Genomic DNA, 25,836 nt, shown 5'->3' with positions numbered 1-25,836 from the left:
GGGGCTGCGCCATTCGGGCGACAGGTCCCGCCAAAACTGTCACGGCCCGACGCGGAACCGCTCCGGCCGCGTCCCGTCGGCGTCGGTGAAGCCGTACACGCGCGCGAGGTCGCCGGCATGCAGCACGGCGCCCGCCCGGGCGGCGATGCCGGGGTCGGCGGCGAGCGCCGCGAGCGCCCGGCCGGCGTAGAGCGGGCTCTCGGTGGCGTGCTGCTCCTGGCCGAGGTCGCGCGCCCGCTCGGTGGCGACGGAGCCCGGCGAGAGCCCGAGGGCGGTGACGCCGTGGGGCGCGAGTTCCCGGGCGAAGGCCAGGGTCAGCCGGTTGGTCGCGGCCTTGGCGGAATCGTAGAACACGTCGCCGAGGTAATCCTCGGTCCCGAAGGAGACGAGCGCCAGCAGCCCGGCGCGCGCCGCCACCATGGCGGGGGCGACCGCCCGGGCGAGCAGCAGGGCCGGCAGCGGCCCGGCTTCGAGGAGGCCGATGTACGGCTCCGCCGAGCGGCGCCAGAACGGCGTGCCCCAGCCGGCACCGTCCGGGTAACGCTCGCCGTCGTAGCCCTCGTTGCCGCTCCACACGCTGCAGGCCGCGACGTCGATCCGCCCGAACCGGCGCAGAGCCCAGTGGACCAGCGCGTCGGTGGCGCGCTCGGAGTGGTGATCGCAGAGGTAGTGGTGACCGCGGCCGCCGGCGGCGTCGACCGCGCGGGCCGTGTCCTCGATCGCCTCGGCGCGCATCTCGGTGCGCGGGCCGGTCTCGCTGGAGCGAGCCGTGACGATCACCGTGGCCCCCGCCTCGCCCAGCGCCCGGGCGAGACCCCGGCCGACGCCCCGCGACGCGCCCGCGACGAGGCAGATCTTCTGGGAGAGGTCGGGCGGGCTCACGCCGAGGCGGCGGGCTTCGACCGCGACAGGAAGGCGGCGAGCCGCTCCTGGGATTCGGGCGAGCGCAGCTGCGCGTCGAAGGCTTTCGCCTCAGCCTCCAGGGCCGCCTCGACCTGCGCCTGGTCGCCCCGGATCAGCGCCCGGGACGCCGTCAGCGCCCCGCGCGGCAGGGCGGCGAGGCGCGCGGCCTGCGCGATGGCCTGCTCGACCAGCATGTCGGCGGGCAGCACCGCGTTGACGAGGCCCAGGGCCTGCGCCTCGTCGGCCTCCAGCGGCCGGGACAGGAGCAGCAGCTCGGTCGCCCGGAGCCGACCGACCCGCAGGGGCAGCAGGTAGCTCGACGCCGCCTCCGGCACGAGGCCGAGCTCGACGAAGGGCATGCGCAGGCGCGCCGCCGGGCTCGCGTAGACGAGGTCGCAGTGCAGGCAGAGCGTCGCGCCGATGCCGACCGCGATCCCGTCGACCGCCGCCACCATCGGGGTGCGGGTCCGGGCGAGTTGGCGGATGAAGGCCAGCGCCGGCGAGGAACTGAATCCATCACCGGCATGTCCCATGAAGTCGGCGAGATCGTTGCCGGCGCTGAACATGCCGGGCTGCCCGGCGAAGACCACGGCGCCGACCGCGTCCGACGCGTCGGCCTCCACCAGGCCCGCGCGCATCGCGTCGTACATGGCGCCCGTGAGGGCGTTCTTCTTCTCCGGACGGTTCAGGGTGATCAGGCGGACGCCGCCCGCGAGGTCGGCGATCGTGACGGGTTCGGCCATGATCCGCTCCTCAAACCGCCAGCGCCAGGGCGGCGTCGTCCGTGAAGGCGCCGCCCTCGACCACCGCCTGCTCCAGGCCGGAGGCGGCTACCAGGAGGTTCTCGGCGTAGAACCGGGCGAGCGCGATGCGGGCCGCGTGCGCCGGGTCCGTCTCGCCGGCCTTCCGGGCGGCGCTCGCGGCGAGCGCGCCCCGGGCGAGGCAGGCGGCGCCCAGCGTCAGGCCGAACAGGCGCAGGTACGGCGTCGCGCCGGCGAGCGCCGCCTCGGGGCGGTTCGAGCTCAGCGCGGCGAGCTGGTGGCTCGTCGCCCGGTCGAGGCTGACGATCCCGTCGCGCAGCCGCGCCGCCATGTGGCCGAAGGCGGTGTCGCCGGCCTTGAGCAGCCCCTCCGCGGCCCGGCGCATCCAGGCGATCTGCGACCGCGCGGTGCCCCCGCCGTTCAGCGGCAGCTTGCGGGCGGTGAGGTCGATGGCCTGGATGCCGTTGGTCCCCTCGTAGATGCCGAGGATGCGGGCGTCGCGCATGAGCTGCGCCGCCCCGGTCTCCTCCACGAAGCCCATGCCGCCGTGGACCTGCACGCCGAGCGAGGTCACCTCGTTGGCGAGGTCCGTCGCGAACGCCTTCGCGACCGGGGTCAGCAGCGAGGCGCGGTCCAGGGCCGCCTGCCCCTCCGGCCCCTTCGACGCGTCGAGGGCCGCGGCGGTGAGGTAGCAGATGGCGCGGGCGGCAGCCGTCGAGGCCTTCATGGTGAGCAGCATGCGCTGCACGTCCGGATGGGCAGCGATCGGGCTGGTCGCCTCGGCGGCGCCCACCGCCTTGCCCTGGCGGCGCTCCTGCGCGTAGGCGAGCGCCCGCTGGGTCGCGGCCTCGGCGATTCCGACGCCCTGCAGGCCGACATTGAGCCGTGCCGCGTTCATCATCGTGAACATGCAGGCCAGACCCTTGTTCTCCTGGCCGATCAGCCAACCGGTAGCGCCGCCGCCGTCGCCGAACGCCATCGAACAGGTCGGCGAGGCGTGGATGCCGAGCTTGTGCTCGATGCCGGAGCAGCGCAGGTCGTTGCGGGTGCCGTCCGGCAGCACCTTCGGCACCAGGAACAGGGAGATGCCGCGCGTGCCGGCGGGCGCGTCGGGCAGCCGGGCCAGGACGAGGTGGACGATGTTGTCGGCGAGGTCGTGCTCGCCGTAGGTGATGTAGATCTTGTTGCCGGTGATCCGGTAGGTGCCGTCGCCCGCCGGCACGGCCCGGGTGCGCAGCAGGGCGAGGTCGGAGCCCGCCTGCGGCTCGGTCAGGTTCATGGTGGCGGGCCACGCGCCCGAGACCAGCTTCTCGAGGTAGCGCGCCTTCAAGTCGTCCGAGCCGTGGGCCGCGAGCGCCTCGATGCCGCCCTGGGTCAGGAGCGGGCAGAGGCCGAAGGCGAGGTTGGCGCCGTTCCACATCTCGGTGCAGGCGGCCTCGATCAGCTTCGGCAGGCCCTGGCCGCCGTGGTCGGCCTCGGCCGAGAGTCCGTTCCAGCCGCCCTCCGTGAAGGTGCGGTAGGCCTCGCGCCAGCCCGGCGGCGTGGTGACCCGCCCGTCCGCGAACGGGGTGCCGTGCCGGTCGCCGACCCGGTTGAGCGGCGCGATCACGCCGGCGGCGATCCGCCCGGCCTCGGTCAGGATCGCCTCGGCGTCGTCGGGATCGACCGCGTCGAGCCCGGCCACGTGCCGCAGCGTGAAGAGCATCTCGGGGACCGGGGCGCGGTAACTCATACGATCCTCCCGTGTGGCGGCCCGCCCGCGCGTTCGATCCGGGGCGGGTTTGACCGCGCCCGCGCACCGGCGCTAGGGCGGGGCGAGGATAGGCGCGCGGGGCTCGCGTCGCCATGACCTCGGAGACGGCTTCCCGCATGAATGATCCCGGGTCAACGGTCCCGGCCGCGACCCGGCGGCTCACCGCCGACGCGGCCGGCCTCGCGGAGGCCGCCGCGCTCCTTCGGGCCGGCCGCCTCGTCGCCTTCCCGACCGAGACCGTCTACGGGCTCGGGGCGGACGCAACCGATCCCGCGGCGGTGACGGGCATCTTCGCCGCCAAGGCGCGGCCGCGCTTCAACCCGCTGATCTCGCACCTGCCCGACGCGGCGGCGGCCCTGGCGGAGGGCGTCTTCGACGCGCCGGCGCGCCGCCTCGCGGAGGCCTTCTGGCCCGGCCCCCTCACCCTGGTCGTCCCGGCGCACGCGGGCACGCGGGTCTGCGACCTCGCCCGCGCCGGCCTGCCGAGCCTCGCCCTGCGGGTTCCGGCGCACCCGCTCGCGCGGGATCTCCTGGCGGAGGTCGGGCGGCCGGTCGCGGCGCCCTCGGCCAACCGGTCCGGGCGGGTGAGCCCGACCCGGGCCGCCCACGTCCTCGACGATCTCGCCGGCCGGATCGCCGCGGTGCTCGACGGCGGCGACACGCCGGTCGGCGTCGAGTCGACGGTGGTGGCCTGCCTGGGCGGCACGCCGCGGCTGCTGCGGCCCGGCGGCGTCGCCCGGGCGGCGCTCCGGGCAGTGCTCGGCCTCGACCCGGCGGCGCCCGAGGCGGCGGATGCCGACCGGCCGGCGGGCCCGGGCATGCTCGCCTCGCACTACGCACCGCGGGCGCGGGTCCGGCTCGACGCGGTGCGGATCGCACCCGGCGAGGCGGTCCTGCTGTTCGGCTCGCATCTCCCGGCGGATCACGAACTCGCGCGGGCCAGCGTCAACCTGAGCCCGGCGGGCGATCCCGCCGAGGCCGCTTCCCGGCTGTTCGGCGCCCTGCGCGACCTCGACGCCTCGGGGGCGGAGACCATCGCGGTCGCGCCGATCCCCGAGGACGGGCTCGGCGAGGCGATCCGAGATCGCCTCGCCCGGGCGGCCGCGCCCCGCTGACGGCGGAGAATTTTTCGCCGGCCGCGGAACAGAGTTCGGCCTGATCCGTTTACTGATCACGAAGGCCTTCTCAGCCCCCAATGGCCTTTTTCCTTTAAGGCTCGGAGCAATCCGAGCCTTTTTTCTTGGCTTCTCAGTCTCGGGCCAGCTTGGCGGCAATGCCCGCCACGTGGCGGCCCTGGAACCGCGCGCCCTCCAGCTCGACGGCGCTCGGCTGGCGGGAGCCGTCGCCGTCCGCGATCGTGCTGGCGCCGTAGGGCGTGTTGCCCTTCACCGCCTCGACGCCCGCCTGCCCCTGGAAGCTGTAGGGGAGGCCGACCACCACCATGCCGTGGTGGAACAGCACCGTGTGGAAGCTCGTCAGCGTCGTCTCCTGGCCGCCGTGCTGGGAGGCCGTGGAGGTGAAGACCGAGCCGACCTTGCCGACCAGGGCGCCCTTCATCCAGAGCCCTCCGGTCTGATCGATGAACTGCTTCATCTGCGAGGCCATGTTGCCGTAGCGGGTCGGCGTGCCGAAGATGATCGCGTCGTAGTCGGCGAGCTCAGCGACGGTCGCGACCGGCGCAGCCTGATCGAGCTTGAAGTGGCTCTGCCGGGCGACCTCCTCCGGGACCAGCTCGGGCACGCGCTTCACGACGACCTCGGACCCCGTCTCGCGGGCGCCCTCGGCGACGGCGTAGGCCATCTGCTCCACGTGACCGTAGGTCGAGTAGTACAGCACCAGAACCTTCGCCATGGGATGGTCTCTCCTGCGTGTCGGACGGCCGACCGAATCGTCGGCCGGCGGATGGCCCCTGCATCGCGCATTTGCCGCCTTGCAAGAATGCGCCGACATGCAAGATTGATCTTGCACAGATGCAAGGTTCGGGGCGTGGCGCTCGATTGGGACGAATTCCGGTTCGTGAAGGCGGTGGCCGATCGGGGCGGCCTGACCGCGGCGGCGGCCGAACTGGGCATCAATCACTCTACGGCGTTCCGGCGCCTCGCCGCCCTGGAGGCGCGGCTCGGCGCGCGCCTGTTCGAGCGGCTGCGCACGGGCTACGTGCCGACCGCCGCCGGGCAGGCGATGATCGAGGCGGCCGGACGCATCGAGCTGGACGTGGCACGGTTCTCCCGCGCGGTGGCGGGACAGGGCGAGACACCCTCCGGCGAGTTGCGGGTGACCGCGCCGGCCGGCTTCGCCGCCGAGCTGCTGATGCCGATGCTGGCGAGCTTCGCGGAGCGTTATCCTGAGATCCGGATCGAACTCATCCTCGCCGAGGCGACCCTCAACCTGTCGCGCCGGGACGCCGACGTGGCGATCCGGATCAGCCGGGAGCCGAGCGAGACCCTGGTCGGGCGCCGCCTCGCCCTCACCGCCTGGGCGGTCTACGGCCGCGCCGACCGCGCTTACGGCGACCTGGCCCGCGAGACGTGGATCAGTCCGAGCCCGCTGGTGGCGGGGGGCTCGCTCACGCGGTTCGTGGAGGCGCGGGTGCCGTCCGACCGCGTCCGCCTGCGGATCAACGCGGTGCTGGGCCTGGAGGCGGCGGTCGAGGCCGGTCTCGGCATCGGCCCGCTCCCCTGCTTCACGGCCGACGTCAACCCGGCGCTGCGCCGCCTGTCCGGACCGCACCCGGAACTCGGGGCAGACCTGTGGATCCTGACGCATCCGGACCTGCGCCACGCGGCGCGGGTCCGGGCCTTCATGGAGCACGTCGCCGAGGCGCTGCTGCCCCTGCGGGCGCGCTTCGAGGGCCGATGACCCGCCTCAGCGGATCTCGACGACCTCGACCTCGTGGCCGTTCACCTCGACCACGTCGCCGATCGTCTTGCCCGTGATGGCGCGGGCGAGCGGTGCCACGTACGAGATCGAGCCCTTGTGCGGGTCGGCCTCGTCCTCGCCGACGATCCGGAAGGTCTGCCGGGTCTCCTTGCCGGACTCGTCCTCGCGGACCACCGTGACGGTGGAGCCGAACTGCACGGTGTCGCCGCCCCTGGGCTCCACGAGCTGCGCGGTGTTCTTCCGGGCCGCCCAGTAGCGCAGGTCGCGCCCGATGCGGGAATCCTCCGCCTTGTCGGCGGGGTCCAGCGAGGCGACCTCCTTCTCGAGACGCGCGACTTCGGCCTCGATCTGCGCGAGCCCCTCCGGCGTGACGAAGTTCGTGTGCGGCGAGATCGGCCGATCCGGCAGATTCTCGAACGCTTCCCCACCCTCGGGCTCTTTGACGAATGCGACGCTCATGAAGACGCCAACACGCGAGGTACGGCAAAGGTTCCCGCGCGGCGATGGCTCGGCGGTCTCGCCGTGGCGCCGCGCCTGCCACGGCCGGGCGGCCCGATCCTCATCCACGAGGAGCACCCCGTCGCGAACATGCTCGCGCCGCGGAAGGAGAGGCCGCGGCCTGGCCCGGCACTCCCATGTCCGTATCGCCCCCCGTTCCTCCAGGGCGAGGAGGCGGAACGCCGCCTGACGGGCGCCGGAGCTATCCGACCTCCACCACGGTCCGGCCCCGAACCTTGCCGGCCAGGATCTCGTCGCCGAGCCGGCCGACCTCTTCCAGGCGGACCTTGCTGGTCATGGCGGCGAGCTTGGCCAGATCGAGCTCGCGGGCGAGGCGGGCCCAGGCCTCGCGCCGCTTCTTCTGCGGGGTGGTGACGCTGTTGATGCCGAGCAGCGAGACGCCGCGGAGGATGAACGGCGCCACCGAGGTCGGCAGGTCCATGCCCTGCGCCAGCCCGCAGGCCGCGACGGCGCCGTCGGCCCGGGTCATGGCGAGGACGTTGGCGAGGGTCGTGGAGCCCACGGCGTCGACGCCGGCGGCCCAGCGCTCCTTGCCCAGCGGCTTGCCGGGCTTCGACAGTTCGGCCCGGTCGAGGATCTCGGCGGCGCCGAGCCCCTTCAGGTAATCGGCCTCGCCGTCCCGGCCCGTGGAGGCGATCACGTGCCAGCCCGCCCGGGCGAGGAGCGCCACCGCGACGGAGCCGACGCCGCCCGAGGCGCCGGTGACGATGACCGGGCCGTGCTCGGGCTTCACGCCGTGGGCGTCCAGCGCCATGCAGCACAGCATCGCCGTGTAGCCGGCGGTGCCCACCGCCATGGCCTGCTCGGCCGTGAGGCCCTGGGGCAGCGGAACCAGCCAGTCGCCCCGGACCCGGGCGCGCTGCGCGTAGGCGCCGAGATGCGTCTCGCCGACGCCCCAGCCGGTCAGCACGACCGCGTCGCCCGGCCTGTACTCCGGATGGTCCGAGGTCTCGACGATCCCCGAGAAGTCGATGCCGGGGATCATCGGGAAGCGGCGCACCACCGGCGACTTGCCGGTGAGCGCGAGGCCGTCCTTGTAGTTCAGGGTCGAGTGCGTCACCCGCACGGTGACGTCGCCGTCCATCAGGTCGGCGTCGTCGAAATCCCGGAAGGCGAGGCTCTGGCCGGCCTCGTTCTTCTCGACCACCCAGGCCTTGAACGTCCCCATCGTCACCTCCCGTGCTGCGCGGTGAGGTGTGGCCGGGACGCCCGGAATCAAGGCGACGGCGGTCGTGACCGGCTCAGTATCCGTCGTACCGGCTGCCCGTGTAGAAGCCGAGACCGACGCCGATATCCGAGGAACTCGCCCCGGTGATACCGAGGGCGTCCGGGATCGAGCCGACGAGCGGGCCGCCGTAGGCCGCGGGCCGGTAGCCGTAACCGCCGCCGATCGGCGCCCAGCCGGCCCGGGCGGGCGCGACGAGGACGCGGCGGCTGACGCTGGCATATTCCGGCGGGATCGTCTCGGGGATCGTCTGCGCCGGGCGGATCAGCACGGTCCGGGTGCGGACGGCGAAGCGCGGCGGCGTGGTCACCCAGCAGCCGATCAGCTCGCCGCCGGAGCCGCGGCTGGTCTGCCAGTAGCGGCCGCCGGGCGAGACCATCACGCGCTCCGACACCGTGTCGTAGACCGGTGGCGTGGTCCGGTAGACCGTGCGGGGCGGGCGCACCAGCACGTTCTCCTGCACGGTGTCGTAGACCGGCGGCGTGACGACGCGGCGATAGCATTCGGAGCCGTAGCAGCCGCCGGCCTGGGCGGGTGCGGCGAGGAGCGCGCCACCGAGGGCGGCGGCGAGGAAAGCGGTGCGAGCGACCGGCGCGGTCATGGAAGTCCTCTGATACGCATTACTACGAAACGCGGCGCGGACGCGGCGCTCGTCTCGACGTACCAGAGGCCAGACTCGTTGCCCGGCGCGCAAGCATTATCGGGAACGAAGGTAAAATTAACCCTTGGTTTCGACTGCTTAGGCGTCGCCTATCTAGGTAGGATTGTTCGGATCTTCGACAGTCTCTCTTATGAGACCGGATCCGGCCCGGGTCAGGTCTGGCCGGCCCGGAGCTGGTAGAAGATGTGCCGGCCGATCACGTCCATCTTGCGCAGGCGGCGGGCCCAGCCCGGACGCACGTAGTCGGCGTGGTAGTGGGTCGCGGCCCCGACCTCCGCGAGGTAGGTCCGGCCCTCGATCACCGAGCGGGCGATGCGGGTGGCGCTCTCCCAGGCGCCGGCATCGGTGATGCGCAGCGACTTGCCCTCGCAGGCGAAGGAGAACTGGCAGCCCATGTAGTGGTGCCGGTTCTGGTAGACGACGCCGCAGACGCTCGCCGGGTAGAGGCCGCTCTTCACCCGGTTGAGCACCACCTGGGCGACAGCGGCCTGGCCGGCCTCGGGCTCGCTCCGAGCCTCGAAATAGACCGCCTCGGAGAGGCAGCGCTGCTCCTTGTCGAGGGCGTTCGGATCGATCAGGTCGGCGTAGCGCCGGCGCGCGTCCTCGGGCACCGGCTGGGCGCTGTCGGGCCGCTCGGTGCGGATCGCGAAATCGGGGAGCGCGAGGCTCGCCGCGGCGATCTCGACGGGGATGGCGTCGGCGGGCGCCGGCGTCGTGGAGGACAGCGCGATGGCCCGCGGCACCGGCGGGGTCGAACCGTCGAAGCGCTCGGGGCCGCCATCCTCGGTGAGGTCGGCCGTCCCCGCGCCCGTGGAGGCGGCGGTGCCGCTGCCGGTGGTGAGGCCGAGATCCGGCACGGGGACGAAGGCGGCCTCCGGCTCGGATTCCGGGTCCCAGATCGCGGAGCCCTGCGTCAGCACGCCGGTGACGCTGCCGGTGACGTCGCCGAACACCAGGGCGCCGCCCGCCTCGCGCAGGTTCGCGGCCCGGCGCGCGAAGCTCTCGGCCGGCGGCCGGGCAGGGTCGCCCTTGCCGGCCCGCTGCACGACCGGGAAGACGTGCGCGCCGGTCTTGAAGGTCGCCTGGGGCGGCTCGTCGCCGAGGCGGCGGAGGGCCGATCCGATCAGCAAGGTGCCGGGCGGCAGCGGTGGGACCGTGTCGGCGTCGATCACCCCGAGCCGGCTCGCGCCGATGGCGTTCTCCGTGCCGGCATCGGCGGTGAACGACACCAGCAGGCCCAGACCGACCATCCAGGGCGTCAGGGCCGCCGAGAGCCAGCGCAGGCTCGATTCCCGTCCTCGTCTCGTGCCCACGACGCCAGACCCGCACTCACGCACCCGAACCGGCCCGATCCTCCCCGTTTCCAGGGTGTTTCTGCGGCCGCGCCGAATTTATCGCGCGGTATGGTTGAGCTGCCGTTAAGGCCGGACGGTCGCGCGCGTCTCGATACGGTTTCGGGGTTGCAGTCGACACTGCCCGGCCCGTCATCACGAGCGCAGCGAAGTGACCCAGGGCAGCGGGACGTCTTCCAGCGTGGCGCGACACTGGGTTGCTTCGCTGCGCTTGCAAAGACGGCGTTCGAGTTGGTGAGGGGACACGGCCGGACAAAGGCAGGCCGGAACGAGAAAGGGCGGCCCGAAGGCCGCCCTCTCCCAACTCAGTCCTGCCGACGGCCTCACTCGGCGGCGGCGGGCGGAAGCTCCTCGACCGGCATCGCGCCGCTCTCGGCCTGCTTCTGCTGCAGGATCATCGCGTCGCGGCGGCGGGCGATGGAGCGGATGTCCGCCACCATCGAGCCCGTGCCCGCCGGGATCAGCGACCCGACGATGACGTTCTCCTTCAGGCCCTCCAGGGTGTCGACCTTGCCGTTGACCGCCGCCTCGGTGAGGACGCGGGTGGTCTCCTGGAACGAGGCCGCCGAGATGAACGACTTGGTCTGCAGCGACGCCTTGGTGATGCCGAGCAGGACCGGAACGCCCTGGATCGGCTTCTTGCCCTCGGCGAGCAGCTTCTCGTTGAAGTCGGTCAGCTCCGTGCGATCGATCTGGTCACCCGAGAGGATGTCCGAGTCGCCGCCGTCGGTCACTTCGACCTTCTGCAGCATCTGACGGACGATCACCTCGATGTGCTTGTCGTTGATCGACACGCCCTGCAGCCGGTAGACCTCCTGGATCTCGTTGACGAGGTAGGCCGCGAGTTCCTCCACGCCCTTGATCGCCAGGATGTCGTGCGGGGCCGGGTTTCCGTCGACGATGTAATCGCCGAGCTCGACCACGTCCCCGTCCTGCAGGTGGATGTGCTTGCCCTTCGGGATCAGGTACTCGACCGCCTCCGAGCCGTCGTGCGGCGTCAGCGTGAGCCGACGCTTGTTCTTGTAGTCGCGGCCGAACGCGATGGTGCCCGACTTCTCGGCGATGATCGCCGCGTCCTTCGGGCGCCTCGCCTCGAACAGCTCCGCCACCCGCGGCAGACCGCCGGTGATGTCGCGGGTCTTGGCCGAGTCGGTCGAGACACGGGCGAGGATGTCGCCAGCCTTGACCGTGGCGCCCGGGTCGAAGCCGATGATGGCGTCGACCGGCAGGAAGTAGCGGGCGTCCGAGCCGCGCGGCAGCTTGAGCGCCTTGCCGTCCCGGTCGACCACGACCATCGCGGGCTTCAGGTCCGAGGTCCGGGCCGAACCGCGCCAGTCGACGACGACGCGCTTGGCGATGCCGGTCGACTCGTCGGTGGTCTCGGTCATGGACTGGCCGTCGACCAGATCCTCGTAGGCCACGATGCCGTCCACCTCGGTGAGGATCGGACGGGTGTAGGGATCCCACTCGGCGATCCGCTGCCCGCGCTTGATCTTGTCACCCTCGTCGACCCGGAGCTTGGCGCCGTACTGCAGGCGGTGGACCGCCCGCTCGACCCCGTCCGACCCGACGATGACGACCGCCACGTTGCGGCCGGTGGCGATCAGATCACCGTCCGTGTTCTTGGCCACGGCGCGGTTGCGGATCTTGATCGTGCCCTCGAAGCTCGACTCGATGAAGGACGAGTCTGCGATCTGGGCCGCACCGCCGATGTGGAAGGTGCGCATCGTGAGCTGCGTGCCCGGCTCGCCGATCGACTGCGCCGCGATGACGCCGACGGCCTCGCCCATGTTGACGGGCGTGCCGCGGGCGAGGTCGCGCCCGTAGCAGGTGGCGCAGACGCCGCTCTTGGTGGCGCAGACCAGCACCGAGCGGATCTTCACCTCCTGGATTCCGGCGGCGTTGATCGCCGGCAGGTGCCGCTCCTCGATGGTCTCGCCGGTCTTGACGATCACCGTGCCGTCCGCGGCCACCAGATCCTCGGCCGTGGCGCGGCCCAGGATGCGGGTGGCGAGCGTCGCCACGACCTGACCGGCATCCACGATGGCGCGCATCTTGATGCCGCTCGTCGTGCCGCAATCCACCTCGCGGATGACCGCGTCCTGCGCCACGTCGACGAGGCGGCGGGTCAGGTAGCCGGAATTGGCGGTCTTCAGGGCGGTGTCGGCCAGGCCCTTACGGGCACCGTGCGTGGAGTTGAAGTACTCCAGAACGTCCAGGCCTTCCTTGAAGTTCGAGATGATCGGGGTCTCGATGATCTCGCCCGACGGCTTGGCCATGAGGCCGCGCATCGCCGCCAGCTGCTTCATCTGAGCAGGCGAGCCGCGGGCGCCGGAGTGGCTCATCATGTAGATCGAGTTGACCTGCTTGTCGGCCCCGTGCTCGTCCTTCTGGACGGCCGAGATCCGGCCCATCATCTCGGCGGCCAGCTTGTCCGAGCACTTGGCCCAGGCATCGACAACCTTGTTGTACTTCTCACCCTGGGTGATCAGGCCGTCGTTGTACTGCTGCTCGTAATCCTTCACGAGCGCGCGGGTCGTGTCGACGATCGACCACTTGTTCTCCGGCACGACCATGTCGTCCTTGCCGAACGAGATGCCGGCCTTGAACGCGTGGTTGAAGCCGAGCGCCATGATCCGGTCGCAGAAGATCACCGACTCCTTCTGACCGCAGTGGCGGTAGACGGTGTCGATCATCGCCGAGATCTCCTTCTTGGTCATCAGCTTGTTGACGACGTCGAAGGGCACCTTGGCGTGCTTCGGCAGGGCGCCGGAGAGGATCACGCGGCCGGGGGTGGTCTCGTAGGTCTTGGTCAGGGGCTCGCCGTCCGGGCCGATGCCGGTCCAGCGCCACTTGATCTTCGAGTGCAGCGACACCGCCTTGGCGGCGAGAGCGTGCTCCAGCTCGCCCATGTCGCCGTAGACGCCCTGCATCGGGTTCTTGGTGTTGCCCGGCTTGAACTCGCCCGGCGCGCCCTCGGCCACGATCGACAGGTAGTAGAGGCCGAGAACGATGTCCTGCGACGGCACGATGATCGGCTGACCGTTGGCCGGGTGCAGGATGTTGTTCGTCGACATCATGAGGACGCGCGCTTCCAGCTGCGCCTCGAGCGACAGCGGGACGTGCACGGCCATCTGGTCGCCGTCGAAGTCGGCGTTGAACGCGGCGCAGACCAGCGGGTGCAGCTGGATCGCCTTGCCCTCGATCAGCTTCGGCTCGAAGGCCTGGATGCCGAGGCGGTGCAGCGTCGGCGCGCGGTTCAGCATCACCGGGTGCTCGCGGATCACCTCATCGAGGATGTCCCAGACCTCCGGCTTCTCCTTCTCCACGAGCTTCTTGGCCTGCTTGACGGTGGCCGAGAAGCCCTTGGCGTCGAGGCGCGCGTAGATGAACGGCTTGAACAGCTCCAGCGCCATCTTCTTGGGCAGGCCGCACTGGTGCAGCTTCAGCTCCGGACCGACCACGATGACCGAGCGGCCCGAGTAGTCGACGCGCTTGCCGAGCAGGTTCTGGCGGAACCGGCCCTGCTTGCCTTTCAGCATGTCGGCGAGCGACTTCAGCGGGCGCTTGTTGGCACCCGTGATGACGCGGCCGCGGCGGCCGTTGTCGAACAGGGCGTCGACGGCCTCCTGCAGCATCCGCTTCTCGTTGCGGATGATGATGTCGGGCGCGCGCAGCTCGATCAGCCGCTTCAAGCGGTTGTTGCGGTTGATGACGCGGCGGTACAGGTCGTTCAGGTCGGAGGTCGCGAAGCGGCCGCCGTCCAGCGGGACCAGCGGGCGCAGGTCCGGCGGGATCACCGGCACGACCGTGAGGATCATCCATTCCGGCTTGTTGCCGGACATCTGGAAGGCCTCGATGATCTTGAGCCGCTTCAGGAGCTTCTTGGGCTTCAGCTCCGAGGTGGTGACGGCGATCTCCTCGCGCAGATCGTTGGCGATCTTGTCGAGGTCCAGCTCCTGCAGGATGCGCCGGATGGCCTCGGCGCCGATCATGGCGGTGAACGAGTCCTCGCCGTACTCCTCCTGCGCGCGCAGGTACTCCTCCTCCGACAGGAGCTGACGCTCCTTCAGGGGGGTGAGGCCCGGCTCGATGACGCAGTACGACTCGAAGTACAGGATCCGCTCGAGGTCCTTGAGCGCCATGTCGAGCAGCAGGCCGATGCGCGACGGCAGCGACTTCAGGAACCAGATATGCGCGACGGGGGCGGCCAGCTCGATGTGGCCCATGCGGTCGCGCCGGACACGCGCGAGGGTGACCTCGACGCCGCACTTCTCGCAGATGACGCCCTTGTACTTCATGCGCTTGTACTTGCCGCACAAGCACTCGTAGTCCTTGATCGGCCCGAAGATGCGCGCACAGAACAGGCCGTCGCGCTCGGGCTTGAAGGTCCGGTAGTTGATGGTCTCGGGCTTCTTGATCTCACCGTACGACCAGGAGAGGATCTTCTCCGGGGACGAGATCGAGATCTTGATCTGATCGAAGCTGACCGGCTGGGCCTGCTGGTTGAAAAGGTTCATGACCTCTTGGTTCATGATCCGCTCCTTGTTGACGCCGGCAGCCCCGCGCCGGGCCACCGCGTCCTGAAAAAGATCCGGCGCCGCGCCCCGCGCGGGCGCTGCTCACCGTCGTCGAACCCCGGAAGGCCCCTCCCCTTCCCGCTCGACCGTGGCGGCGGGCAACCGCCGCCACGGGAGGTGTGGTCTCTCTTACTCGGCCGCGTCCGCCGGCGGCTCCAGCTGGTCGTTGGCCGCCTTCTTGGAGGAGGTGAGCTCGACGTTGAGGCCGAGCGAGCGCATCTCCTTGACGAGCACGTTGAACGACTCGGGGATGCCGGCCTCGAAGGTGTCGTCGCCGCGGACGATCGCCTCGTAGACCTTGGTGCGGCCGGCCACGTCGTCCGACTTCACCGTCAGCATCTCCTGCAGCGTGTAGGCCGCGCCGTAGGCCTCCAGCGCCCAGACCTCCATCTCGCCGAAGCGCTGGCCGCCGAACTGCGCCTTGCCGCCCAGCGGCTGCTGGGTGACGAGCGAGTAGGGGCCGATCGAGCGCGCGTGGATCTTGTCGTCCACGAGGTGGTGCAGCTTCAGCATGTAGATGTAGCCCATCGTCACCTTGCGGTCGAAGGGCTCGCCGGTCCGCCCGTCGTAGAGCGTCGACTGCGCCGAGCGGTCGAGACCGGCCATCTCCAGCATCTGCTCGATGTCGGCCTCCTTGGCGCCGTTGAAGACCGGCGTGGCCATCGGCACGCCGCGGCGGACGTTGTTGCCGGCCTCGGCCAGCTCCTCGTCCGTCAGGCCGTCGAGCTCGCCGGGGGAGTAGATCGCCTTCATCTCCTCCCGCAGCGGCGCGATGTCCTGCGACTTCAGATAGGCATCCACCGCCTTCGACACCTTGCGACCCAGGCCCGCAGCCGCCCAGCCGAGGTGCGTCTCCAGGATCTGGCCGACGTTCATGCGCGAGGGCACGCCCAGCGGGTTGAGCACGATGTCGGCATGCGTCCCGTCCTCCAGGAACGGCATGTCCTCGATCGGCACGATCCGCGACACGACACCCTTGTTGCCGTGACGGCCGGCCATCTTGTCGCCCGGCTGGATCTTGCGCTTCACCGCCACGAAGACCTTGACCATCTTCATGACGCCGGGGGGCAGCTCGTCACCGCGCTGCAGCTTCTCGACCTTGTCGAGGAAGCGCTGCTCGAGGCGCTTCTTCGACTCGTCGTACTGCTTCTGCATCGCCTCCATCTCGGTCATGAGACGGTCGTCGATGACGGCGAACTGCCACCACTGCGAGCGCGGGTAGTCGTTGATCAGCTCGCGGGTGAGCGTGGTGTCCTTGCGGAAGCCCTTCGGACCGGCCACCGGCGCCTGGCCGATCAGCACGTCCGCGAGGCGGGCGTAGGTGTTGCGGTCGAGGATCGCCTGCTCGTCGTCGCGGTCCTTGGCGAGCCGCTCGATCTCCTCGCGCTCGATCGCCTGGGCGCGCTCGTCCTTGTCGACGCCGTGGCGGTTGAACACGCGGACTTCCACGATGGTCCCGGTGACGCCCGGCGGCACCCGCAGCGAGGTGTCGCGCACGTCCGAGGCCTTCTCGCCGAAGATGGCGCGGAGCAGCTTCTCCTCCGGCGTCATCGGGCTCTCGCCCTTCGGGGTGATCTTGCCGACGAGGATGTCGCCGGCGTTCACCTCGGCACCGATGTAGACGATGCCGGCCTCGTCGAGGTTCTTGAGCGCTTCCTCGGAGACGTTCGGGATGTCGCGGGTGATCTCCTCCGGCCCGAGCTTGGTGTCGCGGGCCATCACCTCGAACTCCTCGATGTGGATCGAGGTGAACACGTCATCCTTCACGATCCGCTCGGAGAGCAGGATCGAGTCCTCGAAGTTGTAGCCGTTCCACGGCATGAACGCGACGAGCACGTTCCGGCCGAGCGCCAGCTCGCCGAACTCGGTCGAGGGACCGTCGGCGATGATCTCGCCCTTCTTGACGAACTCGCCGACGCGGACCAGCGGCTTCTGCGTGATGCAGGTCGACTGGTTGGAGCGCTGGAACTTCTGCAGCCGGTAGATGTCGACGCCCGGCTTGTTGGCGTCGGCCTCCTCGGTGGCGCGGATGACGATGCGGGTGGCGTCCACCTGGTCCACGATGCCGGCCCGGCGGGCCGCGATGGCGGCGCCGGAATCCCGGGCGACCACCGCCTCCATGCCGGTGCCCACGAACGGGGCGTCGGCGCGGACGAGCGGCACCGCCTGGCGCTGCATGTTCGAGCCCATCAGCGCGCGGTTGGCGTCGTCGTTCTCGAGGAACGGGATCAGCGCCGCGGCCACCGAGACGAGCTGCTTCGGCGACACGTCCATGAGGTCGACGCGCTCAGGACCGACGACGATCACCTCGCCGGCCCGGCGGCAGACCACGAGGTCCTCCGTGAGCTTGCGGGCCTCGTCCATCTGGGCGTTCGCCTGGGCGACGTAGTACTTCGCCTCCTCCATGGCCGAGAGGTAGGCGACCTCGTCGGTGACCACGCCGTCGCGCACGCGGCGGAACGGGGTCTCGATGAAGCCGTACTTGTTCACCCGCGCGAAGGTGGCGAGCGAGTTGATCAGGCCGATGTTCGGGCCTTCCGGCGTCTCGATCGGGCAGATGCGGCCGTAATGGGTCGGGTGCACGTCGCGCACCTCGAAGCCGGCGCGCTCGCGGGTCAGACCGCCCGGGCCCAGCGCCGAGAGGCGGCGCTTGTGCGTCACCTCGGAGAGCGGGTTGGTCTGGTCCATGAACTGCGACAGCTGCGACGAGCCGAAGAACTCGCGCACGGCCGCGGCCGCGGGCTTCGCGTTGATCAGGTCCTGCGGCATGACCGTGTCGATGTCGACCTGGCTCATGCGCTCGCGGATGGCGCGCTCCATGCGCAGGAGGCCCAGGCGGTACTGGTTCTCCATGAGCTCGCCCACCGAGCGGACGCGGCGGTTGCCGAGGTGGTCGATGTCGTCGACCTCGCCCTTGCCGTCGCGCAGCTCCACGAGCGCCTTGACCACCGCCAGCATGTCCTCCTTGCGGAGGGTGCGCACGGTGTCGGCGGCGTCGAGGTCGAGGCGCATGTTCATCTTCACGCGGCCGACCGCCGAGAGGTCGTAGCGCTCGGAATCGAAGAACAGCGAGTGGAACATCGCCTCGGCGGTCTCGAGGGTCGGCGGCTCGCCCGGGCGCATGACCCGGTAGATGTCGAACAGCGCGCCCTCGCGGTTGGAGTTCTTGTCCACCGCCAGCGTGTTGCGGATGTAGGGGCCGATGTTGACGTGGTCGATGTCGAGCACCGGCAGCTCGGTGATCCCGACCTCCTCCAGGCTCTTCAGGAGCTTGTCGGTGACCTCCTCGCCGGCCTCGGCCCAGATCTCGCCGGTCTGCACGTTGACGAGGTCCTCGGCGACGTACTGGCCGACGAGATCCTCGTCGGTCGCCTTGAGGAACTTGGTGCCCTTCTCGGTGATCTGGCGGGCGTTGCGGGCGTTCAGCTTCTTGCCGGCCTCGAGCACGACCTCGCCGGAATCGGCGTCGATCAGGTCGACGGTCGCCTTCATGCCCTTCATGCGCTCGGCGTCGAACGGCACGCGCCAGTCGGCGCCGTCCCGGTCGTAGACGACCTTGTTGTAGAAGGTCGACAGGATCTCCTCGCCGTCGAGACCCAGGGCGTAGAGCAGCGACGTCGCCGGCAGCTTGCGCTTCCGGTCGATGCGGACATGCACGATGTCCTTGGCGTCGAACTCGACGTCGAGCCAGGAGCCCCGGTACGGGATGATGCGGGCGGCGAACAGGAGCTTGCCCGAGGAGTGGGTCTTGCCCTTGTCGTGGTCGAAGAACACGCCCGGCGAGCGGTGCATCTGCGAGACGATGACGCGCTCGGTACCGTTGACGATGAAGGTGCCGTTCTCCGTCATCAGGGGCATGTCGCCCATGTAGACGTCCTGCTCCTTGATGTCCTTGACGGACTTCGCCTGGGTGTCCGGATCGACATCGAACACGATGAGGCGCAGCGTGACCTTCAGCGGGGCCGCGAAGGTGATGCCGCGCTGGCGGCACTCGTCCACGTCGTATTTCGGGGCCTCGAAGGTGTAGCGCACGAACTCGAGCAGCGCCGTGGAGGCGAAGTCGGAGATCGGGAACACCGACTTGAACACGCTCTGCAGCCCCTCGTCGGCGCGCCCGCCCTCGGGCTCGTCGACCATCAGGAACTGGTCGTAGGACGCCTTCTGAACCTCGATGAGGTTCGGCATCTCGGCAACTTCCTTGATCTTGCCGAAGAACTTCCGAATGCGCTTGCGACCGACCAGCGTGTTGGCCATGTGACCTCGCTCCTACCCGCGTGCCTCGCGCCCGGGGAAGCGTTCCCGAAAGGGACCTCCCGCACCGGGCCGTGACGCGCGCCCCGCCGAGCCGCGCCACCGAACCGAATCTCTTGCCGGTCCCGTTCCAGGACCATCCGCCGAAGCGGCCTAAAGCCCGCGGGCGCTGACCCGCGGGCTCCGGTCACGACAGGCTCGCGCGGAGCCTTCGTGGGGTGATGGGCCGGGACCGGCCCATCGTCGACTTACTTGAGCTCGACCTTGGCGCCGGCCTTCTCGAGCTGGGCCTTGAGCTTCTCGGCCTCGTCCTTGGCGACGCCTTCCTTGATCGGCTTCGGCGCGCCCTCGACCAGGTCCTTGGCCTCCTTGAGGCCGAGGCCGGTGATCGCGCGGACCTCCTTGATGACCTCGATCTTCTTGTCGCCGGCGGAGGCGAGGACGACCGTGAACTCGGTCTGCTCCTCGGCGGCGGCGGCAGCGCCACCGGCGGCCGGGCCGGCGGCCACGGCGACGGCAGCGGCGGCCGAGACGCCCCACTTCTCCTCGAGCATCTTGGCCAGGTCAGCGGCCTCGAGCACGGTCAGCGAGGACAGGTCGTCGACGAGCTTGGCGAGATCAGCCATTTTGAATTCCTCTCAGATATCGGTTTGAACGGATGGATTTTGAAGGGCCTCAGGCGGCCTCGTCCTTGTTGGCATAGGCCCCGAACACGCGGGCGAGCTTCGCCGCCGGCGCGTTGACGACCTGAGCGATCTTGGTCGCGGGCGCCTGCACGAGGCCCACGATCTTGGCGCGCAGTTCGTCGAGGGACGGGAGCGAGGCGAGCGCCTTCACGCCGTCCGGGTTCAGGGCAGTCTTCCCCATCGCGCCGCCGAGGATCACGAGCTTGTCGTTGACCTTGGCGAAATCGACCGCGACCTTCGCGGCAGCGACCGGATCGCCGGAATAGGCGAGCAGGGTCGGGCCCTTCAGGAGCGGCTTGATGGAGGCGACGTCCGTGCCATCGAGTGCGATGCCGGCGAGGCTGTTCTTGGCGACCTTCACGGTGGCGCCGGCCTGCTTCATCTGCGCGCGCAGCTTCTGCATGTCGGCGACCGTGAGGCCCTTGTAGTGGGCCACGACGACGACGGCGCTCTGATTGAACACGCCGTTGAGCGTCGAGACGAGATCAGCTTTAGCTGTCCGGTCCACTGGGCTCTCTCCGGTTGGCGGAACCCGGTCTCGGGTCCGCCGGTTGCACATGCCGCCCGGACGTGGTCTCGGCCTTCAGGAAGACCGGGAACGTCCGAACGACGCTTCGCGGCCCTGTCCCCGCGCGTGCCCCTTCGGGCCGCCTCGGGCGAGTTGGTTCAAACCGACACCCCTCCACGGCCGGGGCCGAGGCGAGGCTTTTCGAATTCGGTCTTCCCCGTCTGTGCAGGCTGGCGGATTAAGCCGGCGAACCGGCACCTGCAGTCTCGGACAGGACATGGCCGGACAAGGCTCCGCGGGGCTCGTCGCCCCTGGGATCCTTCCGGCCAGTGCCACCCGGTTGCCCGGGCGACATTTCGAGCGGAAACCGGCCGATCGGCCGCTCTCCTTCCGTGAGGATGAAATGCGTGAGGCGCGGTGTATAGAGCCTAGCAAGCCACCTGCCAAGGGCCGGAGCGCGACTTTTCCGCCGCAGGCAAGGACTTGCGCGGGTACCCTGCCGCTGCTGCATCGCTCGGGGCCCTTCCCGGGATCCCCGGCTAGGCCGCCTCGCGCTCCGGCACCAGCTTGCGCCGCGCGGTCTCCCACCAGCTGCGGTCGCGGGCGGCCTTCGCCTCCGCGGCCTTCGCGGCGTAGAACGAGGCGTTGTGCTCGCCGCGCAGGGCCTCGCGGGTGAAGCGGATCAGGTGGTGGGCCACGAAGCCCATGTTGAACACCGCCTCGATCTGCCCGCGCTTCAGCGCGTAGCCGGCCGCGCTCCAGAACGGCCTGCGGTAGTCGGAGAAGATCCCGACGCGGGTGATGATGTTGAAGCCCAGGATGAGGCCGCGGCGCAGGTTGGTGAACGTGAGCTTGCCGGCCGTCGGCGTGGTGATGCGGTTCGGGTAGGTCACCGCGCACTGGTGCTTGAAGCGCTCGAAGATCTTCTCCGGCTCGTAGGCGTGCGCGATCGCCCGGCGCCAGCTGCTCACCACCGAATCGTGGGGGCGCTTGAACAGGACGTTCGACTCGAGGCTGGCGTCGTGGAGGAGCCGGCCCTCGCGCTCCAGCCGGTCCCAGAGCGGGGTCTTGGGCAGGGCCTGGAGCAGGTTGATGGTCAGGACCGGGATCGCCGAGCGGTCGATGAAGTCGATCAGGTTCTGCTCGGATTTGTCGGTGTCGCTGTCGAGGCCCAGGATGATGCCGGAGGTCACCTCGAGCCCGTAGGAATTGAGGGTCTCGATCGCCTCGTACATCGGCACGGCGGCGTTGTGGGTCTTGTCGATGCCCTTGAGGGCGTCCGCCTCCGGGGTCTCGATCCCGACGAACACCGTCATGAAGTTGGCCTGCCGCATCAGCTCCAGGATCTCGGGCTGCTTGGCCATGTTCAGCGTCGCCTCGCAGGCGAACTGGAGCGGGTAGTTGTTCCGCTTCTGCCATTCCACGAGGTGCGGCAGCATCTCGCGGGTCGCCTTGCGATTGCCGATGAAGTTGTCGTCGACGAAGTAGACCACCGCCGGGTGGCCCGGCTGGCTGACGATGGCGTCGAGCTCGGCGCACATCTGCTCCGGGCTCTTCAGGCGCGGCTGGCGGCCGTAGAGCTGCGGGATGTCGCAGAACTCGCAGCGGTAGGGGCAGCCCGAGGAGAATTGCAGGGAGCCGATCAGGTAGCGCTTGAGCGGCGCCGCCTCGTAGGCCGGAGCCGGGAAGTCCGCGAGCGGGAGGCGATCCTTGGTCTCCAGCACCACCTGGGCGGGCGGCGGCGTGAGGTCCGCGTCGAGGCGAGCGACGAGCTGGTCGGTGGCGTCGCCGATCTCGCCGATATGGAGGTAGTCGAAGTCGCCGTACTTCTCCGGCGCGCCCGAGACCGAGGGGCCGCCCAGCACCGTCACCTTCCCGGCCGCGCGGGCGCGGTCGCGGATATCGTGGATCTGCGGCTCCTGGATGTGCATCCCGGAGACGAAGACCGCGTCGGCCCAGGCGAAGTCGGCCGGGCCCGCGCGGCGGATATTCTCATCGATGAACCGGCATTCCCAAGCCTCCGGCATGTAGGCCGCGATCAGCAGCAACCCCTGCGGCGGCATGAACGCCTTCACCCCGCCCATCAGCGGGTAGGCGTGGGAGAATGTCCCGAAGGACGGCGTGTAGGCGGGAAAGACGCACAGGATGCGTCGCTTGGAGGTGACCGTCAGGGTGCATCGCATGCCGGACTATCTAGCACAGCCGCGGCCGTTGGCGCCCCCCTCGGCGGTTAAGAATGGCGTGAGGGACGCAGGTTCGGGCCGGCCCATCGCGGCTTGTCTTCCTGTCGCGTCACCGACCGTATTCCGCGCCTGCCTCAAGCCCTGGACAGGCCTGCGTCGGAGACAGGTCCGAGACAGGGACGAGCACCGATCCCGCGAACGCAGAGCGCCCGGCCGTTCCCGGCCGGGCGCTCCGCAGCGTCGACGATTCGTCCCGCCTCAGGCGGTCAGAACCGTGTTCGGCTCGACCTTCACGCCAGGGCCCATCGTCGAGGTGACGGCGATGCGCTGGACGTAGGTGCCCTTGGCGCCCGCGGGCTTCGCCTTGGCGACGGCGTCCGCGAAGGCCTTGATGTTCTCGACGAGCTTGTCGGCGTCGAACGAGACCTTGCCGACGCCGGCATGGACGATGCCGGCCTTCTCGACGCGGAACTCGACCGAGCCGCCCTTGGCGCCGGCGACGGCGCCCTTCACGTCCATGGTGACGGTGCCGACCTTCGGGTTCGGCATCAGGCCGCGCGGGCCCAGCACCTTACCGAGACGGCCGACCAGCGGCATCATGTCGGGGGTCGCGATGCAGCGATCGAACTCGATCTTGCCACTCTGCACGATCTCGAGGAGATCCTCGGCGCCGACGATGTCGGCACCGGCGGCCTTGGCGTCGTCCGCCTTGGCGCCGCGGGCGAAGACCGCCACGCGCACCGTCCGGCCGGAGCCGTTCGGCAGGTTGCAGACGCCGCGGACCATCTGGTCGGCGTGGCGGGGATCGACGCCGAGATTCATCGAGACCTCGACGGTCTCGTCGAACTTCGCGGTCGCCCGCTCCTTGACCAGCTTGATCGCCTCGTCGAGCGCGTAGAGCTTGGTCGCCTCGATGCCCTCGCGGGCGGCGCGGATGCGCTTGCCTTCCTTAGCCATGCTGCCCTCCCTTACGCGACGACTTCGAGGCCCATGGCCCGCGCGGAGCCACGGATCATCGCGACGGCCGACTCGACCGTGTCGCAGTTGAGGTCGGGCATCTTCTTCTCGGCGATCTCGCGGAGCTGCGCCTCGGTGATCTTGCCGACGGTCGGGCCCTTGCCCGGGGTCTTGGAGCCGGAGGCCGGCTTCTTGCCGAGCTTCAGGCCGACGGCCTTCTTCAGGAAGAAGGTGACCGGGGGCTGCTTCATCTCGAAGGTGAAGGAGCGGTCCTGATACGCGGTGATGATCACCGGGATCGGGGTGCCCTTCTCCATCTGCGCGGTCTTCGCGTTGAAGGCCTTGCAGAATTCCATGATGTTGAGGCCGCGCTGACCGAGCGCGGGGCCGATCGGCGGCGACGGGTTGGCGGCGCCGGCCGGGACCTGAAGCTTCACGTAGCCCGTGATCTTCTTCGCCATGGGACTGCTCCCAATGAAAATCCGCCCCCGTGCGGCCTGAAGCGCGGCGGGTCGGACGGTTGCAGGTCGCGGTGCGAGCCGTGGATCCCGGAGGCGAAGCCGGGCGGTTCTCCCGCGGATGGTGCCGCGCCCTCAGCGGAACGCGGCAGTTTCGCGGCCCCCGCACCCGGTGGGGATGCGGCGACCGGAACCGACGGGCGGCCGCAGGGCCGCCGCGATCGGGGGCTCAGGCCTTCTCGACCTGGGCGTATTCGAGCTCGACCGGCGTGGCGCGGCCGAAGATCGACACGGCCACCTTGAGGCGGGAGCGGGCGTCGTCGATCTCCTCGACGGTGCCGTTGAAGCTGGCGAACGGGCCGTCGGCGACCCGGACGGTCTCGCCGATCTCGAAGGAGATCGAGGGCTTCGGCCGGTCGACGCCCTCGGCGACCTGGCCCTTGATCCGCTCGGCCTCGGCGTCCGGGATCGGCACCGGCTTCGACTTGTCGGCCCCGAGGAAGCCCGTGACCTTCGGGGTGTTCTTGATCAGGTGGTAGACCTCGTCGGTGAGGTCGCACTTCACCAGCACGTAGCCGGGGAAGAACTTGCGCTCGGCGTCGACCTTCCGGCCGCGGCGGACCTCCACGACCTTCTCGGTCGGGACCATCACCTCGTCGAACAGCTCGGTCAGCCCGCGCTGGGCCGCCTGGTCCTTGATGGACTGGGCGACCTTGTTCTCGAAGTTCGAGTAGGCGTGGACGATGTACCAGCGCTTCGACACGGTTCCGTTCAACTCCGACAAGTCCCCGGGGTCACCCCCGATCGGCGGCGAGCCGCCCCCAGACGCCCAGGATCTCTCAGACGCCCAGGATCAGGCCGACCAAGAAGCGCAGGGCCTGATCCACGACCGTGAAGAACAGGCTCGCGGCGACGACCATCACGAACACCATGATGGTCGTGATCGTGGTCTCCCGGCGGGTCGGCCACGTGACCTTGCGGGCCTCGTCGCGCACCTGGGCGAAGAACTCGCCCGGCGTGGCGCGCTTCTGCGGCGCGCGGGCGGGGGTCGCGGGCCGGGCGGGCGGCGGATTCGCGGGACCGCGGGCCGCGCCGCGCACCAGGTCCACCTTCTTGGTCGCTTCGTTCGATGCCATGGCGCCAGTGTCTGTGCGTGTTCGGCCCCGAGGCAGAGACCGCATCCGGGAATGCGAATGTCGGCGCCGAGGACCCGGATGGGCCCGCACCGACGGTCGCTTCAGATCTCGGATTGCGCCCGCTCTAGCGCAACTCCCCCGGCTTGTCGACCGGGCCGCCGCGCGGGATCGGGCTGAATGTCTGGCAGGAGTGGAGGGACTCGAACCCGCAACCTCCGGTTTTGGAGACCGGCGCTCTGACCAGTTGAGCTACACTCCTAGCGCACCGCCCAATGCCCCATCACGGCGCGGCTTGCAAGGGGTCGCTTGCGGGAAGCGGGCGGGAAGCGGCGCCGACGGGACCCCGCCCGCCCGAAACGGAAACGCCGGCCCCCGTCGAGACGGGAGCCGGCGTCGGAGAGGCGGGGCGGCGCGCGGCGCCGCCCCGGATCGGTTGTCAGTCGTTGATGGCGGCGACGACGCCGGCGCCGACGGTGCGGCCGCCCTCGCGGATGGCGAAGCGCAGCTTCTCCTCCATGGCCACCGGCACGATCAGCGCCACGTCCATGGTCACGTTGTCGCCCGGCATCACCATCTCGGTGCCCTCCGGCAGCGTGCAGATCCCGGTCACGTCCGTGGTCCGGAAGTAGAATTGCGGCCGGTAGTTGGTGAAGAACGGCGTGTGGCGGCCGCCCTCCTCCTTGGTCAGGATGTACGCCTCGGCCTTGAACTTCGAGTGCGGCTTCACCGAACCCGGCTTGCACACGACCTGGCCGCGCTCCACGTCCTCGCGCTTCGTGCCGCGCAGCAGCACGCCGACGTTGTCGCCCGCCTGCCCCTGGTCGAGCAGCTTGCGGAACATCTCCACGCCCGTCACCGTCGTCTTGGTGGTCGCCCGGATGCCGACGATCTCGACTTCCTCGCCCACCTTCACGATGCCGCGCTCGACGCGACCCGTCACCACCGTGCCGCGGCCCGAGATCGAGAACACGTCCTCGATCGGCATCAGGAACGGCATGTCGATCGGACGCTCCGGCTGCGGGA

The 25,836-nt window shown here is 70.0% G+C and carries 20 protein-coding genes and 1 tRNA gene; 2 read left to right on the top strand and 19 right to left on the bottom strand.

Features of this window, described 5'->3' with window-relative positions:
• Positions 1 to 39: 39 nt before the first annotated feature.
• From ACLBX8_RS24690 to ACLBX8_RS24680, 3 genes are read right to left on the bottom strand one after another with little or no spacing between them, the layout of a single operon-like run.
• Positions 40 to 882, bottom strand: a complete 843-nt coding sequence (locus tag ACLBX8_RS24690) for an SDR family NAD(P)-dependent oxidoreductase (protein WP_447700582.1) — start codon at positions 880 to 882, stop codon at positions 40 to 42.
• On the bottom strand, positions 879 to 1,646 hold the full coding sequence (locus tag ACLBX8_RS24685; RefSeq protein ID WP_447700581.1) for an enoyl-CoA hydratase-related protein: 768 nt from the start codon (positions 1,644 to 1,646) through the stop codon (positions 879 to 881). Before ACLBX8_RS24685 ends, ACLBX8_RS24690 begins: the two co-directional genes overlap by 4 nt.
• A 10-nt stretch (positions 1,647 to 1,656) precedes the next feature.
• Positions 1,657 to 3,396, bottom strand: coding sequence for an acyl-CoA dehydrogenase (locus ACLBX8_RS24680; protein WP_447700580.1), 1,740 nt, complete (start codon positions 3,394 to 3,396; stop codon positions 1,657 to 1,659).
• A 137-nt stretch (positions 3,397 to 3,533) separates the two neighbouring features.
• On the opposite strand from ACLBX8_RS24680, the gene ACLBX8_RS24675 reads away from it, so the two are divergent.
• On the top strand, positions 3,534 to 4,532 hold the full coding sequence (locus ACLBX8_RS24675; protein WP_447700579.1) for an L-threonylcarbamoyladenylate synthase: 999 nt from the start codon (positions 3,534 to 3,536) through the stop codon (positions 4,530 to 4,532).
• 133 nt (positions 4,533 to 4,665) lie between these two features.
• On the opposite strand, the gene wrbA is transcribed toward ACLBX8_RS24675, so the two are convergent.
• Positions 4,666 to 5,268 carry an NAD(P)H:quinone oxidoreductase gene (wrbA, locus tag ACLBX8_RS24670; RefSeq protein WP_056526308.1) on the bottom strand — a complete coding sequence of 201 codons (603 nt, stop codon included), beginning with the start codon at positions 5,266 to 5,268 and terminating at the stop codon, positions 4,666 to 4,668.
• 135 nt (positions 5,269 to 5,403) lie between these two features.
• Here wrbA and ACLBX8_RS24665 point away from each other — a divergent pair, with 135 nt between their 5' ends.
• Positions 5,404 to 6,276: a LysR family transcriptional regulator gene (locus ACLBX8_RS24665; RefSeq protein WP_447700578.1), complete on the top strand. Its 873-nt coding sequence runs from the start codon at positions 5,404 to 5,406 to the stop codon at positions 6,274 to 6,276.
• Between the two features lie 6 nt (positions 6,277 to 6,282).
• Here ACLBX8_RS24665 and greA read toward each other — a convergent pair whose 3' ends face one another.
• From greA to ACLBX8_RS24590, 15 genes are all read right to left on the bottom strand, one after another.
• Positions 6,283 to 6,756, bottom strand: a complete 474-nt coding sequence (gene greA, locus ACLBX8_RS24660) for a transcription elongation factor GreA (RefSeq protein ID WP_020096234.1) — start codon at positions 6,754 to 6,756, stop codon at positions 6,283 to 6,285.
• A 241-nt stretch (positions 6,757 to 6,997) separates the two neighbouring features.
• Positions 6,998 to 7,984 (bottom strand): acrylyl-CoA reductase (NADPH), encoded by a 987-nt coding sequence (gene acuI, locus ACLBX8_RS24655; RefSeq protein ID WP_447700577.1) that lies wholly within the window; start codon positions 7,982 to 7,984, stop codon positions 6,998 to 7,000.
• Positions 7,985 to 8,057: 73 nt separating this feature from the next.
• Entirely contained in the window at positions 8,058 to 8,642 is a 585-nt protein-coding gene (locus ACLBX8_RS24650) for a hypothetical protein (protein ID WP_447700576.1), read from the bottom strand.
• 212 nt (positions 8,643 to 8,854) lie between these two features.
• On the bottom strand, positions 8,855 to 9,952 hold the full coding sequence (locus tag ACLBX8_RS24645) for a cell wall hydrolase (RefSeq protein ID WP_056526330.1): 1,098 nt from the start codon (positions 9,950 to 9,952) through the stop codon (positions 8,855 to 8,857).
• A 425-nt stretch (positions 9,953 to 10,377) separates the two neighbouring features.
• The gene (gene rpoC / locus ACLBX8_RS24640; RefSeq protein ID WP_447700575.1) at positions 10,378 to 14,589 is read right to left on the bottom strand and encodes a DNA-directed RNA polymerase subunit beta'; all 4,212 of its coding nucleotides are present in this window, start codon (positions 14,587 to 14,589) and stop codon (positions 10,378 to 10,380) included.
• A gap of 174 nt (positions 14,590 to 14,763) precedes the next feature.
• Positions 14,764 to 18,888: a DNA-directed RNA polymerase subunit beta gene (rpoB, locus tag ACLBX8_RS24635; protein WP_447700574.1), complete on the bottom strand. Its 4,125-nt coding sequence runs from the start codon at positions 18,886 to 18,888 to the stop codon at positions 14,764 to 14,766.
• 245 nt (positions 18,889 to 19,133) lie between these two features.
• A complete protein-coding gene (rplL, locus tag ACLBX8_RS24630) occupies positions 19,134 to 19,511 on the bottom strand; it encodes a 50S ribosomal protein L7/L12 (RefSeq protein WP_020096227.1) in 378 nt (125 codons plus the stop codon).
• A 49-nt stretch (positions 19,512 to 19,560) separates the two neighbouring features.
• The gene (gene rplJ, locus ACLBX8_RS24625; RefSeq protein ID WP_026605422.1) at positions 19,561 to 20,079 is read right to left on the bottom strand and encodes a 50S ribosomal protein L10; all 519 of its coding nucleotides are present in this window, start codon (positions 20,077 to 20,079) and stop codon (positions 19,561 to 19,563) included.
• 539 nt (positions 20,080 to 20,618) lie between these two features.
• Positions 20,619 to 22,262 (bottom strand): B12-binding domain-containing radical SAM protein, encoded by a 1,644-nt coding sequence (locus tag ACLBX8_RS24620; RefSeq protein ID WP_091980893.1) that lies wholly within the window; start codon positions 22,260 to 22,262, stop codon positions 20,619 to 20,621.
• Between the two features lie 258 nt (positions 22,263 to 22,520).
• On the bottom strand, positions 22,521 to 23,219 hold the full coding sequence (gene rplA / locus ACLBX8_RS24615; protein WP_020096224.1) for a 50S ribosomal protein L1: 699 nt from the start codon (positions 23,217 to 23,219) through the stop codon (positions 22,521 to 22,523).
• A gap of 11 nt (positions 23,220 to 23,230) precedes the next feature.
• On the bottom strand, positions 23,231 to 23,680 hold the full coding sequence (rplK, locus tag ACLBX8_RS24610) for a 50S ribosomal protein L11 (RefSeq protein ID WP_010686899.1): 450 nt from the start codon (positions 23,678 to 23,680) through the stop codon (positions 23,231 to 23,233).
• Between the two features lie 226 nt (positions 23,681 to 23,906).
• Complete coding sequence (nusG, locus tag ACLBX8_RS24605; RefSeq protein WP_012320778.1) at positions 23,907 to 24,440, bottom strand: transcription termination/antitermination protein NusG; 534 nt, start codon at positions 24,438 to 24,440, stop codon at positions 23,907 to 23,909.
• Between the two features lie 76 nt (positions 24,441 to 24,516).
• A complete protein-coding gene (gene secE, locus ACLBX8_RS24600; RefSeq protein ID WP_020096222.1) occupies positions 24,517 to 24,813 on the bottom strand; it encodes a preprotein translocase subunit SecE in 297 nt (98 codons plus the stop codon).
• 182 nt (positions 24,814 to 24,995) lie between these two features.
• Positions 24,996 to 25,072, bottom strand: a tRNA-Trp gene (locus tag ACLBX8_RS24595).
• 177 nt (positions 25,073 to 25,249) lie between these two features.
• Positions 25,250 to 25,836: EF-Tu C-terminal domain-related protein (locus ACLBX8_RS24590; RefSeq protein WP_447715860.1), on the bottom strand; the 587-nt coding region annotated here is incomplete at its 5' end.

Source organism: Methylobacterium sp. D48H, from assembly GCF_053345715.1.
This window is presented reverse-complemented; position numbering and strand designations above follow the sequence as displayed.